This window comes from Spirillospora sp. CA-294931, assembly GCF_050946795.1.
In the GTDB taxonomy this organism is placed as follows: domain Bacteria; phylum Actinomycetota; class Actinomycetes; order Streptosporangiales; family Streptosporangiaceae; genus Spirillospora.
Window position 1 is genome coordinate 8843536 of the sequence record NZ_CP192006.1, and the last position, 13351, is coordinate 8856886.

Here is a 13351-nt window from a genome sequence, read left to right on the forward strand (position 1 = left end):
GACGTTCCGGACACCGGGTCTGTACCCCGCCCGCTCCCCTTGTCACCGCCGGAACCGCGGGGTGATCATTCACACCCGGCCGGACGGCTCAGAACGCCTCGTCGAAGGCGACGTCGCCCTCCACCCCGCGCTGGTAGGCCGAGACCCTCCGCTCGAAGAAGTTCGACAGCTCCTGGACGTCCTGGAGCTCCATGAAGCTGAACGGGTTGGCGCTGCCGTACCTGACCGGCAGGCCGAGCCGCGCCAGCCGCTGGTCGGCCACGTACTCCAGATAGGCGCGCATGTCCGTGGCGGTCATGCCCGGCAGACCCTCGCCGCACAGGTCGTGCGCGAAGGCCAGCTCGGCGTCCACGGCCTCCTCGATCATCCGCACGACCTGCCGGTTCAGCTCCTCGTCGAACAGGCCGGGCTCCTCGGCCCGGACGGTGTCCACGACCGCGAAGGCGAACTCCATGTGCAGGGACTCGTCCCGGAAGACCCAGTTCGTCCCGGACGCCAGCCCGTTCAGCAGCCCCCGCGAGCGCAGCCAGTAGACATAGGCGAAGGCGCCGTAGAAGAACAGGCCCTCGATGCAGGCCGCGAAGCAGATCAGGTTGAGCAGGAACGAGCGGCGCTCGTCGCGGGTGCGCAGCTCGTCCAGCCCGTTGATCGAGTCGATCCAGCGGAAGCAGAACTCGGCCTTGGCGCGGATCGAGGGGATGTGCTCGATCGCGTCGAACGCCTTGGCCCGCTCCTCGTGGTCGGGGAGGTAGGTGTCGAGCAGGGTCAGGTAGAACTGCACGTGCACCGCCTCCTCGAAGAGCTGCCGCGACAGGTACAGCCGGGCCTCGGGCGCGTTGACGTGCTTGTAGAGGTTGAGCACGAGGTTGTTGGACACGATGGAGTCGCCGGTGGCGAAGAACGCCACCAGCCGGTTGACCATGTGCAGCTCGGCCGGGGTGAGGCGGCCGAGATCGGCCAGGTCGGAGGCCAGGTCGACCTCCTCCACCGTCCAGGTGTTGCGGATCGCGGCCCGGTAGCGCTCGTAGAAGTCGGGGTAGCGCATGGGCCGCAGGGTCAGGTCCATGCCGGGGTCGAGCAGCATGCCGCGCTCGCCGGTCGCCTTGCTCACTGGCACGCCTCGCAGGTCTCGGGGTTCTCGAGGGAGCAGACGACGGCCTCGGTGTCGGCGGCCGGGGCGACGGTCGTCTGGGCGATCCGGGTGGCCGGACGCGAACGCAGGTAGTAGGTGGTCTTGAGCCCGCTCCGCCACGCGTAGGCGTACATCGAGGAGAGCTTGCCGATCGTCGGCGTCTCCATGAACAGGTTCAGCGACTGGCTCTGGTCGATGAACGGCGTGCGGGCGGCGGCCAGGTCGATCAGCGCCTTCTGCGGGAGCTCCCAGGCGGTGCGGTAGAGCGTCCGCATCTCCTCGGGCAGCTCGGCGATGCCCTGGACGGACCCGTTGGCGCGCTTGATCGCCTCGCGGGTCGCGGTCGTCCACAGGCCGAGCGCCTTGAGGTCGTTGACGAGGTAGCCGTTGATCTGGAGGAACTCGCCGGACAGCGTCTCGCGCTTGAACAGGTTGGAGACCTGCGGCTCGATGCACTCGTAGCAGCCCGCGATCGAGGCGATGGTGGCCGTCGGGGCGATCGCGATCAGCAGCGAGTTGCGCAGGCCGGTCCCCTCTCGGCCGATCCGGCCGCCGGGGGGCGTGGGGGGTCGTCCCCCCACACCGGTACCGGCGATCTTGGCGCGCAGGGCGTCCCAGTCGGCGGGACGGGTCTTCGCCGCGTCCGGGAAGTGGTCGGGGTGCAGCTCGCCCCGGGCGGTGCGCGTCCGGTCGTAGGCGGGCAGCGGGCCCGCCTCGGCCGCGAGGTCGGCGGACGCGCCGTAGGCGGCCAGCGCGATCTCCTCGGCGATCCGGGTCGACAGCGCCAGCGCCTCCGGCGAGTCGAAGGGGAGCCGCAGCTTGAAGAACACGTCGGCCAGGCCCATCACGCCGAGCCCGACCGGACGCCACTTGCGGTTGGCGCCCTCGGCCTCGGGGGTCGGGTAGAAGCCCCGGTCGATCGTGCGGTCCAGGAACCGGACGGCGGTGCCGACGGTGGCGCGCAGCCGCTCCCAGTCGACCCCGGCCTCGGTGACGTGGGCGCCCAGGTTGACCGACCCGAGGTTGCAGACGGCCGTCTCGCCGTCGGCGGTGACCTCCAGGATCTCGGTGCACAGGTTGGACAGGTGGACGACGTTGCCCGCCTCCGCAGTCTGGTTGCAGGCGCGGTTGGAGGCGTCCTTGAACGTCATCCACCCGTTGCCGGTCTCGGCCAGCGTGCGCATCATCCGCCCGTACAGTCGCCGCGCGGAGACCTGCCGGACGTACCGTCCCCGGCTCTCGGCCTCGCGGTAGGCGGCGTCGAACGCCTCGCCCCACAGGTCGGTCAGCTCGGGGACCTCCTTGGGGTCGAACAGCGACCAGGTCCCGTCGGCCTCGACCCGGCGCATGAACTCGTCCGGGATCCAGTTGGCCAGGTTGAGGTTGTGGGTGCGGCGCGCCTCCTCACCGGTGTTGGCGCGAAGTTCTAGGAACTCCTCGACGTCGGCGTGCCACGGCTCCAGGTACACGCAGGCGGCGCCCTTGCGGCGCCCGCCCTGGTTGACCGCCGCGACCGAGGAGTCGAGCGTGCGCAGCCACGGGACGATCCCGTTGGAGTGCCCGTTGGTGCCCCGGATCAGCGAGCCGCGCGAGCGCACCCGCGTCCAGGAGATGCCGATGCCGCCCGCGTACTTGCTGAGCCTGGCGACCTGGCCGTACCGCTCGTAGATCGACTCCAGCTCGTCGCGGGGCGCGTCGAGCAGGAAGCACGACGACAGCTGCGGACGGCGGGCGGCCGAGTTGAACAGGGTCGGCGAGCTGGGGAGGTACGACAGCGTGCTGAGCAGCGCGTACAGCTCGGCGGCGTCCTCGACGGTGTCCGACAGGCCGCACGCGACGCGCAGCAGGAAGTGCTGCGGGCGCTCCAGCACCCGCCGGGTCTTCGGGTGCCGCAGCAGGTAGCGGTCGTAGAGGGTGCGCAGGCCGAAGTACTCGAAGCGGTCGTCGGCCGCGTCGTCGACCAGCGCGTCCAGCGCCTCGGCGTGGGCGGACACGAACGCCGCGGGCCCGTCGGCGAGCAGGCCCTCGCGATGCGTCGCCGCGACGGACTCGGCGAAGGTCGTCACGCCCGACCCGGCGGCCTCGTCGGCGATCTGGGCGCTCAGCAGGCGCGCGGCGACCTTGGAATAGGCGGGCTCGGCCGCCACCAGCGCGGCGGCCTCGGCGATCGCCAGCTCGCGCGTGGCGTCCTTCCCCTTGATCGAGGCGAGGATCCGGCCGGGATCGGCGCCGGCCAGCCCCGCGCAGGCGCGTTCGATCTCGGTCACGGTGCCCGGCGCGATCAGTACCTCTGTCACGTGCTCTCTTCCCTCGCGAGCTCGCCCCGGAGGCGGGCACGGCGAACGGAGGCACGGCGAGGCCGGGCACCGTCCACCGGCCTCCCTCGAGGCATGGACGAGTCGGGCACGGGGACGTCCCCCGGCCACGACGGCACACGGTCATCGCGTTGCGCCCGACCGCGGCGCTGGCAGGTCTTCGGACTCGCGGGCGCCGCGCCCGAAGGCGCGTCCTACTGACCGTCGCTTCCCAGCCCTGACGGGCCAGTGCCTATGACGGCGGTCGTTCCCACTCACCGCTGCGGGGCAGTCCCGGAATTGGCGGAGCCGATCTGGTCGGCACAGCCGCACCGGGTTCCCTCTTGCGACGCCCACGCCGAGGCGGCGGGGGCGAACCAGCACGGGCAAGACCCTACATCTAGTTGATCGACATCGCATCCGCCCCCACATCTTGGGCGAGTCGAGGGGGCGCCTTCCAGACGCGGGGGCGAGATGGGACGATGAACCGGCCATGTTCCCGTATCCGATGTTCCGCGCCTGCCGCGCGCTGGCCTTCGCGACCGTGTGCGTCGCGCTGGCCACGACCGGCCATGCGCTGACGTCCACGGCGCCCGTGCCCGGCTGGGCGGTCGGCGTCGCGTTCTGCGGGGTGCTGGCCGTGGCCCTGGGCCTTTCGGGACATGAGCGCTCGCTGCCCACGATCTTCGGCGGCCTGCTCTTCGGCCAGTTCGCCGTGCACAGCCTGTACGCGGGCGCGTCCGGGGCGTCGCCGGTGGAGCATCACGTCCCGTCCGTCCCGTCGGCCGGGCACGGCTCCGGGGCCGGGATGACGCTCGCCCACGTGGTCGCGGCCGTCGTCGCGGCCTGGTGGCTGCGGCGCGGCGAGCGGACCGCGTGGTCGCTGGTCCGGCGGGCGGCCTCGCTCGGCGTCCGGCCGCTGCTCGCGGTCGACGTCGTCCTGCCGGTCCCCCGGCCGTGCCCGCCGCCGGCCGAGCCTGCCCGCCCGGTCGGCCGGGCGCTGCTGCGGCACCAGGTGGTCCGCCGCGGCCCGCCCGCACGTTCGAGAAGGCCCGCGCCCCGCTGACCGGCGGCGCGCGGGCCGTACGGCCCCGTCCCGGCACGTCTCGAACGGAGATCTCCCATGCTCAAGCGCCTTGGCGCCCTGGCCGTCACCTCGGCCGCCCTGCTCGCCCTGACCGCACCGCCCGCCGCCGCGCACACCGCGCTGGAGAAGTCCGACCCGGCCGCCAAGTCGTCGGTGAAGTCGCCGTCGGCGATCACGCTGACGTTCAACCAGCCGGTCCGCCTGCCCAAGCTGGCCCTGAGCGACCCGGCCAAGGCCAAGGCGCCCACGGGGACGCCCGAGGTGGACGGCCGCGAGGTCACCGTCCCGGTCTCCGGGACGCTGGCCAACGGCGTCCACACCGTCGCCTGGCGGGTGGTCTCCGCCGACGGCCACCCGGTCTCGGGCACCTTCAAGTTCACCGTCGAGGGCTCCCCGGAGGCCACCCCGACCGGCAGCGCGACGGCCCAGGCCGCCCCGGCCCCGGCCACCACCGAGGCGTCCGCCGAGGAGAAGGACTCCGGCGGGTCGTCCGGCTGGCTGTGGATCGGCCTGGCCGTCCTGGTGGTCGTCCTCATCGGCGGCGGAGTGTTCTGGGCGCGCCGCCCGTCGAACGACTGACCTCGGGAAACTGTCCCCTGCCCCAGCAACGATTACATCGTTACACTGCTTACACACGCTGAAAAGGCAGGGGACAGTCATGATCGTCGAATACCTCCGCTACCGGATCGACCAGGGCGACGCCGAGGCGTTCGAGGACGCCTACGCCCGCGCCGCCGTCCCGCTGGCGGCCGCGCCCCAATGCGTCGACTACGAGCTGTCCCGCTGCGTCGACGAGCCCGAGTGGTACGTCCTGCGCATCGTCTGGACCTCCCCGAAAGACCATCTGGAGGGCTTTCGCGGCGGCGAGCACTTCGCGGCCTTCTTCGCCGAGATCAAGCCATACGTCCAGCGGATCGAGGAGATGCGGCACTACGAGCGCACTCCCGTCCACGGCACCGGCTCGTCCGTCCCGACCCTGTACGAGTGGGCGGGCGGCGCCGCCGCGTTCGAGCGGCTCACCGAGGCCTTCTACGCCAAGGTCCTCAAGGACGACGTCATCGGCCCCCTCTTCGCCGGGATGGACCCCGGCCACCCCCGCTACGTCGCGATGTGGCTGGCGGAGGTCTTCGGCGGCCCCGCCCGCTACTCCGGCGAGCGCGGCGGCTACCACCACATGGTCACCCAGCACCTCGGCAAGGGCATCGCCGAACCCCAGCGCCGCCGCTGGGTCGCGCTGCTGATGGACGCCGCCGACGAGGTCGGCCTCCCCGACGACCCCGAGTTCCGCGCCGCCTTCACCGGCTACGTCGAGTGGGGAACCCGCATCGCCCTCACCAATTCCCAGCCCGACGCGAACCCCCCGATGCAGGCCCCCGTACCCCACTGGGGCTGGGGCATAGCGCCGCCGTACATCCCCAACTCCTAACGCGGCTGGATCACCGGACGGCTGGGTAGGCACAGGGCGCGGGACACCTGTGACTACCCCCGTTTGGGGGTGGCGCGCGGCGGTGTCGTGCCCAACGATCCTCTTGGCGGGGGTCGACGTGTAGGAGGAGGACCTTATGCCGGCAGTGGAGTTCCGGGCGGCGCGCGACCTGCTGCTCGCCCACCGCGACGACTACGCCACCGCGTACGCGAAGTTCCGGTGGCCCGTGCTGACCGGGTTCAACTGGGCGCTGGACTGGTTCGACAAGATCGCCGAGGACAACGACCGTCCGGCCCTGTGGATCGTCGAGGAGGACGGCGCCGAGGCCAAGTACTCCTTCTCCGAGCTCTCCCGGCGTTCCAACCAGGTGGCGAACCGGCTGCGGGCCGCGGGCGTGCGGCGCGGCGACCGGCTCGTCCTGATGCTGGGCAACCAGGTCGAGCTCTGGGAGACGATCCTGGCGGCCATGAAGCTGGGCGCCGTGCTGATCCCCAGCACCCCGCTGCTCGGCCCCGCCGACCTGCGCGACCGCATCGAGCGGGGCAAGGCGCGCCACGTGGTCGCGGGCGCCGCCGACATCGCCAAGTTCGACGACGTCCCGGGTGACTACACGCGGATCGCGGTCGGGCCCCCGGTTGAGAACTGGCTGCGCTACGACGAGGCGTACACCGCTGAGGAGACCTTCGAGCCATACGGGGCGACCAGGGCGTCCGACACCCTCCTGTTGTACTTCACCTCCGGCACCACCGCGCGTCCCAAGCTGGTGGAGCACACCCACGCGTCCTACCCCGTGGGCCACCTGTCGACGATGTACTGGATCGGCCTGCGCCCCGGGGACGTCCACCTCAACATCTCCTCGCCGGGCTGGGCCAAGCACGCGTGGAGCAACGTGTTCGCGCCCTGGAACGCCGAGGCGTGCGTCTTCATCTTCAACTACACGCGGTTCGACGCCGAGCGCCTGCTCAGCGAGCTCGACCGCTGCGGTGTCACGAGCTTCTGCGCGCCGCCGACCGTCTGGCGGATGCTGATCCAGGCCGACCTGTCCACGCTGTCGACGCCGCCGCGCGAGGTCGTCGCCGCGGGCGAACCGCTCAACCCCGAGGTCATCGAGCGCGTCCGCGCCGCCTGGGGCGTCACCATCCGCGACGGGTTCGGGCAGACCGAGACCACCGTCCAGATCGCCAACTCGCCCGGCCAGCCCGTCAAGCCCGGCTCGATGGGACGTCCCGCCCCCGGCTACACGGTCACGCTGCTCGACCCGCTCACCGGCCGTCCCGCCGACGAGGGCGAGATCTGCCTCCCCCTGGACGACCGTCCCCTCGGCCTGACCGCCGGCTACCACGGCGACGAGGCCCGCACCGCCGAGGCCATGGACGGCGGCCACTACCACACCGGCGACATCGGCTCCCGCGACGAGGACGGCTACATCACCTACGTCGGCCGCACCGACGACGTCTTCAAGGCGTCCGACTACAAGATCTCCCCGTTCGAGCTGGAGAGCGTGCTGATCGAGCACGACGCCGTCGCCGAGGCCGCCGTCGTCCCGTCCCCCGACCCGGTGCGCCTGGCCGTCCCCAAGGCCTACGTCACCCTCACCCAGGGCTGGGCCCCCGACGCCGGGACGGCGGCCTCGATCTTCGCCCACTGCCGCGAGCAGCTCTCGCCCTACAAACGCGTCCGCCTCCTGGAGTTCACCGACGAGCTCCCCAAGACCATCTCCGGCAAGATCCGCCGCGTCGAACTCCGCACCGCCGAACTCGACCGCCAGACCGCCCCCACCTCCGAATTCCGCGAGGAACCGACCTGATGACCAGCGCGCCAAAGCTCTCCTATGCCTCCGGCACCTCCGGAAAGCCGTTGCTCGGTGTCACGGTGGGGGCCGACTTCGACCGGACGGTGGAGGCGTTCCCGGATCGGGAGGCGCTGGTCGAGCGTGCTCGGGGGCTGCGATGGACGTATTCGCAGCTCGCCGACGACGTGAACGCGGTGGCGTTGGGGCTGCTGGGGCTCGGCGTGGGCCGGGGCGATCGGGTGGGGATCTGGGCGCCGAACTGCGCGGAGTGGGTGTTCGTGCAGTACGCGACGGCGAAGATCGGCGCGATCCTGGTGAACATCAACCCGGCGTATCGGGTGCACGAGCTGGAGTACGTGCTCAACCAGGCCGGGATCCGGACGCTGGTGGCGGCGCCCTCGTTCAAGACCTCCGACTACGCGGCGATGATCGAGGAGGTACGGCCCTCGTGCCCGGGGCTGCGGGACGTCCTGCTGCTCGGGCGCGAGACCTGGGACGGCCTGCTGGCGGCGGGCCGCGCGGACGACGCGGGACGGCTGGCGGAGATCGGCGCGGAGCTGTCCGCCGACGACGCGATCAACATCCAGTACACCAGCGGGACGACGGGGTTCCCCAAGGGCGCGACGCTCTCGCACCACAACATCCTGAACAACGGCTACTTCGTCGGCGAGCTGTGCGGCTACGACGAGGAGGACCGGATCTGCGTCCCGGTGCCCTTCTACCACTGCTTCGGCATGGTGATGGGCAACCTCGCGGCGACGAGCCACGGCGCGTGCGTGGTGATCCCGGCCCCGGCGTTCGACCCGGGGGCGACGCTGGCGGCGGCGTCGGAGGAGCGGTGCACGTCCCTCTACGGGGTGCCGACGATGTTCATCGCGATGCTGAACGAGCCGTCGCTGCCGGGGCTCGACCTCGCCAGCCTGCGGACGGGGATCATGGCCGGGTCGCCGTGCCCGGTCGAGGTGATGAAGCAGGTCATCGACGTGCTCGGGATGGCCGAGGTCGCGATCTGCTACGGCATGACCGAGACGTCCCCGGTCTCGACGCAGACACGGGCCGACGACTCGCTCGACCGGCGCGTGTCCACGGTCGGGACGGTCCACCCGCATCTGGAGATCAAGGTGGTGGACCCGGCGACCGGGGTGACGGTTCCGCGCGGCACGCCGGGCGAGTTCTGCACACGCGGGTACTCGGTGATGCTCGGCTACTGGGAGGAGCCGGAGAAGACGGCCGAGGCCATCGACGCCGCGCGGTGGATGCACACCGGCGACCTGGCGGTGATGGACGACGACGGCTACGTCAGCATCACCGGACGTATCAAGGACATGGTCATCCGGGGCGGGGAGAACATCTACCCGCGCGAGATCGAGGAGTTCCTCTACGGGCACCCCGACATCCTGGACGCGCAGGTCATCGGCGTCCCGGACGCCAAGTACGGCGAGGAGCTGATGGCGTGGGTGCGGCTGCGTCCCGGCGCCGGGCCGATGACCGCCGAGACGCTGCGGGAGTACTGCACCGGACGACTGGCGCACTACAAGATCCCCCGGTACGTGCACGTGGTGGACGAGTTCCCGATGACGGTCACCGGCAAGATCCGCAAGGTGCAGATGCGCGAGGAGGCCGCCGACCTGCTCGGCGGCCCCTGACGTTCCGGATGCGCGACGGCGCGCGTCGGGGCATGCTGCTGACATGGGCGAGGACTCCGGACCGGTGCGGGCCGCCGTGCTGTCGCTCCAGCGGACCACGCGGCTGCCGGTCGTGTTCGGCGGGGGCCTGAACGGCTCCGGCCAGTTGCGCATCACCGAGCTGGCCGGCACCTCGACCGACTCGCTGAACGGCCTGGTCGTCCGGCAGGGCAACGGGCTAGGCGGCAAGGCGATGTCGATGGGACGTCCCGTATGGGTGAGCGACTATCCGCACGCGTCGTCGATCAGCCATGACTACGACGCCCCCGTCGCGCGCGAGGGGCTGCTGTCGGTCGTGGCCGTGCCCGTGGTGGTCAGGCGGCAGGTGCGCGGCGTGCTCTACGGGGCGCTGCGCGAGCCGCTGGGGCTGGCCGACCGGGTCGTCACCGCCGCCGTGCGCGTCGGCCGCGAACTGGAGCAGGACCTGGCGGTGCGGGACGAGGCCGAGAAGGCACTGGTCCGGCTGCGCCGCGACGAGACCCGTCCCGGATGCTGGGAGGAGGTCAGGGCCGTCCACGCCGAGCTGCGGGGGCTGGCCGAGCGGATCGGGGACCCGGACGTCCGGGCGCGCCTGCTGTCGGCGTCCACTCGGTTGGCGGCGGCCGGTACGGACCACGTCCCCGGGAGCGGACCCGCGCTGTCGCCACGCGAGCTGGACGTCCTGGCGTACGTGGCGATCGGGTGCACGAACGCCGAGACGGCACGGCGGCTCGGGCTGCTTCCCGAGACCGTCAAGAGCTACCTGCGGTCGGCCATGCGCAAGCTGGGCAGCCACTCCCGTATGGAAGCCGTCACCGCCGCACGGCGGGCCGGAATGCTTCCCTGAGGCTCAGAACCACGTCCTGACCAGGTCGACGACCACGGGATCCGCCCGGTCGGCGCCGTCCACGACGGGAATCATCGTCCACTTGTCGAGCGCCGTGCACGGATGCGACAGGCCCAGCCGGACGACCTGACCGACCTCCACCTCCCCGCCCTCCATGAACGCGTGCTGGTCGTTCAGCGCCGTGACGCGCGCGCCCGCGATCGGGCCCTCGCCCCGGACGAGCTGCGGCTCGGGAAGCCCCGCGTCGAACGACAGATCGCGGCGCCCCGCGTCCAGCAGCGCGAGGTGCGGCTCGGGCCGCGAGATCACCCGAGCCCACGCGTGCATCGCCGAGCGCAGCGGCTCGCCGCCACCGCGCGCGAAGGGCGAGATGCCCCGGTAGAAGCCGTCGTCGTGGACGACATACGCCCCCGAGCGCAGCACGACCCGTCCGTCCAACCCGGCAAGGACCTCCACGACCTGGTCGAAGAACGCGCTGCCGCCCGCGGTGACGACCGGCTCGGCGACCTCGTAGTCGAGACGCCGGTGGAGGTCGGCGACCCGCCGCAGGTAGGCGTCGACCGCCGCGAGCCCGGCGGCGGACGCGTCGTGCGCGAGCGCGCCCTCATACCCGCCGACCCCGGCCAGCGCGAGCGTCGGCGCCGCCCGCACGGCCTCCGCGATCCGCAGCGCCCCGGCATCGTCGCGCACACCCGTCCGTCCCGGGGACGCGCCGAGCTCGACGCACACCGCCACGGGACGCCGCGCCCCCGCCGCACGCAGGGCGGCGTCCATCAGCTCCACACCCCGAACGGAGTCGACCCACGCGAGGAACTCGAACTCGGGATCGGCGTCGAGCTGCCCCGCCAGCCACGCCAACCCCACCGGGTCGAGCAGCTCGTTGGCCAGCAGTACCCGCTGCACTCCGAATGCCCGCGCGACCCGGACCTGAGGAAGGTTGGCCAGGGTGATGCCCCACGCGCCCGCGTCCAGCTGCCGCCGCCACAGCGCGGGCGCCATGGTCGTCTTGCCGTGCGGCGCCAGATCCACCCCCGCCGCCCGGGCCCACCCGGCCATGGCACGCACGTTGTGGTCGAGCGCCCCCGCGTCCAGGGTGAGCAACGGCGTCCCGAACTCGTCCAGCCCCGGCCGCCCCGCCACGTACTCGCGAACCGTCAGCCCGTGCGCCGCCCCCGGCACCGCCTTGAACCGCCAGTCGAGCCGCTCGTCCCCCAACGCCTCGACCGCCGCACCATCGATGATCGCCACCCGTCCACGCTAACCCGCCCCCGGGCCGGAGCGGGTGAGACGGCCCGTGGCTATGAGTTCCAGGGTGATGAGGACGGCGACGGCCTCGATGGCCAGCAGGCCGATGAGGACCAGGAGCTGGGTGGTGCCCGCCTCGATGGGGTCGGCGCCGCCGAGGAGGACGCCGACGAAGGCGCCGGGGAGCGTGACCAGGCCGACGGTGCGGGTCTGGTCGAGGACGGGCACGAGGGCGAAGGCGGCGGCGGAGCGGCAGACCTCCAGGGCGGCGTCCCTGGGCATGAGGCCGAGGGCCAGGCCGCCCTCGTACTCGCCGCGGCGGGTCTCCAGTTCGTCGAGGGCGCGGCGTCCGGTGAGGGCGGTGGCGGTCATCGCGCCGCCGATGAAGATGCCCGCGATCGGCAGGATCGCGACCGCGCGCGAGGGGACGAGGGTGGTCGCCGCCAGCAGGCCCATCACCGGGACGACCCCCGCCACGATCGGGAGCAGCGCCCATCCGGTTCCGCGCCGCGCGGAGCCGGTGATGCGGCGGCCCGCGGTGACTGCCGCGACGACGATCATTCCGACGACGAAGGCGGTCGTCAGCCCCGCGTTGCGCAGGACGGCGACGATGACCAGGGACACCAGGGTGAGCTGGACGACCGCGCGCAGGGCGGCGACCAGCACCTCCCGGCCCAGTCCGAGGCCGCCGAGCCGGGTGAGCAGGGCGGCCGCGGCGGCGAGTGCGAACAGGACCAGGCCCAGCAGAGGTCCGGCTTCGGGTGCCGAGCTCATCGTGTCCTTCCGGTTGGACCGGGTGAACTCTCACCCAATTGAACAGATTGTGATCCAGGAAGCGTCATGCGGGCCCTTGAAACCCCGATACCGTGGCGTTCGTGGGGGAAACGGACGCAACCGGAACATCTCGCCGCAAGGCCCTGTGGCTGCTGGCAGCAGCGGCCGGCCTGGGCACCCTCGGCGCCGACAGCGCCCGCCAGAGCGCGGCGCCCGGCAAGACGACACGGCCTCCGGTGGCAGCGCCCCGGCCGCGCGCGGTGATCCTCCCCAAACCGGTTCCGAAGCCGCGTCCGGCTCCCTGGACGCCCGTGCGGCTCACGGCCGCCAAGCCGAAGACGCCGATCAAGAATCTCGACGAGCTGGTGCCGCCGCCACCGCCGCAGTCGATCGCGCTGACCATCGACGACGGGCCGAACCCGGCGATCACGCCGCAGGTGCTCGACCTGCTGGCCCAGCACCAGATCCGCGCGACGTTCTTCATCATCGGCGAGCAGGTCAAGGAGTTCCCCAAGCTGACCCGGCGGATCGCCGACGCGGGGCACCAGGTGTGCAACCACACCATGAGCCACCCGCTGGGGTTCGAGGACCTGACGGCCAAGCGGGTCCGCAAGGAGATCGCCGAGGCGCACGACCGGATCGCCGACCTCACCGGCATCGTGCCGGTGTTCTTCCGCGCGCCCGGCGGCGGCTGGTCGGACGCCGTGCTGGACGTGACGGCCGAGTACGGGATGCTGCCCATCGACTGGGCGGTCGACCCGCAGGACTGGCGGCGGCCCGGCGTGGGCACCATCCGCCGGACGCTGGTCGGCAGCGAGGCCGGGAACATCCTGCTGTGCCATGACGGCGGCGGAGACCGCACCCAGACCCTCAAGGCGCTGCGGCAGGCCATCCCGCAGCTCAAGAGGCGCGGACTGTCGTTCGTCGCGCTCTGATCCTTCCTTTTCCCCGTCGTTCGGCCGATCGTTTCGCGCGTCCGTGAACCGCGCGCGCCGGCCTTGCCTCGATATGCGGATATTCGGGACGAATTTCCCATGGTTCGAATGTCGACCTTTGTCCCAAGATCAGTGACATGGACCACTCCATAAAT

The 13351-nt window shown here is 71.8% G+C and carries 11 protein-coding genes and 1 riboswitch; of the genes, 7 read left to right on the top strand and 4 right to left on the bottom strand.

Annotation, left to right across the window (positions count from 1 at the left end):
* Positions 1-88: 88 nt before the first annotated feature.
* Positions 89-1111 (bottom strand): ribonucleotide-diphosphate reductase subunit beta, encoded by a 1023-nt coding sequence (locus ACQPY4_RS40210; protein ID WP_433330388.1) that lies wholly within the window; start codon positions 1109-1111, stop codon positions 89-91.
* Entirely contained in the window at positions 1108-3429 is a 2322-nt protein-coding gene (locus ACQPY4_RS40215; protein WP_433330390.1) for a ribonucleoside-diphosphate reductase subunit alpha, read from the bottom strand. Before ACQPY4_RS40215 ends, ACQPY4_RS40210 begins: the two co-directional genes overlap by 4 nt.
* A gap of 152 nt (positions 3430-3581) precedes the next feature.
* Positions 3582-3823, bottom strand: a riboswitch (cobalamin riboswitch).
* Between the two features lie 96 nt (positions 3824-3919).
* Here ACQPY4_RS40215 and ACQPY4_RS40220 point away from each other — a divergent pair.
* From ACQPY4_RS40220 to ACQPY4_RS40245, 6 genes are all read left to right on the top strand, one after another.
* A complete protein-coding gene (locus tag ACQPY4_RS40220) occupies positions 3920-4492 on the top strand; it encodes a hypothetical protein (protein ID WP_433330392.1) in 573 nt (190 codons plus the stop codon).
* A gap of 57 nt (positions 4493-4549) precedes the next feature.
* Positions 4550-5092: a copper resistance CopC family protein gene (locus ACQPY4_RS40225; protein WP_433330394.1), complete on the top strand. Its 543-nt coding sequence runs from the start codon at positions 4550-4552 to the stop codon at positions 5090-5092.
* A gap of 79 nt (positions 5093-5171) precedes the next feature.
* Positions 5172-5939, top strand: coding sequence for a group II truncated hemoglobin (locus ACQPY4_RS40230; protein ID WP_433330396.1), 768 nt, complete (start codon positions 5172-5174; stop codon positions 5937-5939).
* Between the two features lie 136 nt (positions 5940-6075).
* Positions 6076-7746, top strand: a complete 1671-nt coding sequence (locus tag ACQPY4_RS40235; RefSeq protein ID WP_433330398.1) for an AMP-binding protein — start codon at positions 6076-6078, stop codon at positions 7744-7746.
* Complete coding sequence (locus tag ACQPY4_RS40240; protein ID WP_433330400.1) at positions 7746-9377, top strand: AMP-binding protein; 1632 nt, start codon at positions 7746-7748, stop codon at positions 9375-9377. The genes ACQPY4_RS40235 and ACQPY4_RS40240 overlap by 1 nt, the downstream gene beginning before the upstream one ends.
* A 43-nt stretch (positions 9378-9420) precedes the next feature.
* Positions 9421-10242: a response regulator transcription factor gene (locus tag ACQPY4_RS40245; RefSeq protein ID WP_433330402.1), complete on the top strand. Its 822-nt coding sequence runs from the start codon at positions 9421-9423 to the stop codon at positions 10240-10242.
* 3 nt (positions 10243-10245) lie between these two features.
* On the opposite strand, the gene ACQPY4_RS40250 is transcribed toward ACQPY4_RS40245, so the two are convergent.
* Both ACQPY4_RS40250 and ACQPY4_RS40255 read right to left on the bottom strand, forming a co-directional pair.
* Positions 10246-11490, bottom strand: coding sequence for an amino acid deaminase (locus tag ACQPY4_RS40250; protein WP_433330403.1), 1245 nt, complete (start codon positions 11488-11490; stop codon positions 10246-10248).
* 9 nt (positions 11491-11499) lie between these two features.
* Positions 11500-12261 carry an ABC transporter permease gene (locus tag ACQPY4_RS40255; RefSeq protein ID WP_433330405.1) on the bottom strand — a complete coding sequence of 254 codons (762 nt, stop codon included), beginning with the start codon at positions 12259-12261 and terminating at the stop codon, positions 11500-11502.
* 101 nt (positions 12262-12362) lie between these two features.
* Here ACQPY4_RS40255 and ACQPY4_RS40260 point away from each other — a divergent pair, with 101 nt between their 5' ends.
* Positions 12363-13196 (top strand): polysaccharide deacetylase family protein, encoded by an 834-nt coding sequence (locus ACQPY4_RS40260; RefSeq protein WP_433330407.1) that lies wholly within the window; start codon positions 12363-12365, stop codon positions 13194-13196.
* Positions 13197-13351: the final 155 nt, after the last annotated feature.

Bases quoted from the DNA above. Each gene is read 5' to 3' on its own strand.
- ACQPY4_RS40240 (WP_433330400.1), top strand. From the start codon at position 7,746: ATGACCAGCGCGCCAAAGCTCTCCTATGCCTCCGGCACCTCCGGAAAG.
- ACQPY4_RS40225 (WP_433330394.1), top strand. From the start codon at position 4,550: ATGCTCAAGCGCCTTGGCGCCCTGGCCGTCACCTCGGCCGCCCTGCTC.
- ACQPY4_RS40245 (WP_433330402.1), top strand. From the start codon at position 9,421: ATGGGCGAGGACTCCGGACCGGTGCGGGCCGCCGTGCTGTCGCTCCAG.
- ACQPY4_RS40230 (WP_433330396.1), top strand. From the start codon at position 5,172: ATGATCGTCGAATACCTCCGCTACCGGATCGACCAGGGCGACGCCGAG.
- ACQPY4_RS40255 (WP_433330405.1), bottom strand. From the start codon at position 12,261: ATGAGCTCGGCACCCGAAGCCGGACCTCTGCTGGGCCTGGTCCTGTTC.
- ACQPY4_RS40220 (WP_433330392.1), top strand. From the start codon at position 3,920: ATGTTCCCGTATCCGATGTTCCGCGCCTGCCGCGCGCTGGCCTTCGCG.
- ACQPY4_RS40235 (WP_433330398.1), top strand. From the start codon at position 6,076: ATGCCGGCAGTGGAGTTCCGGGCGGCGCGCGACCTGCTGCTCGCCCAC.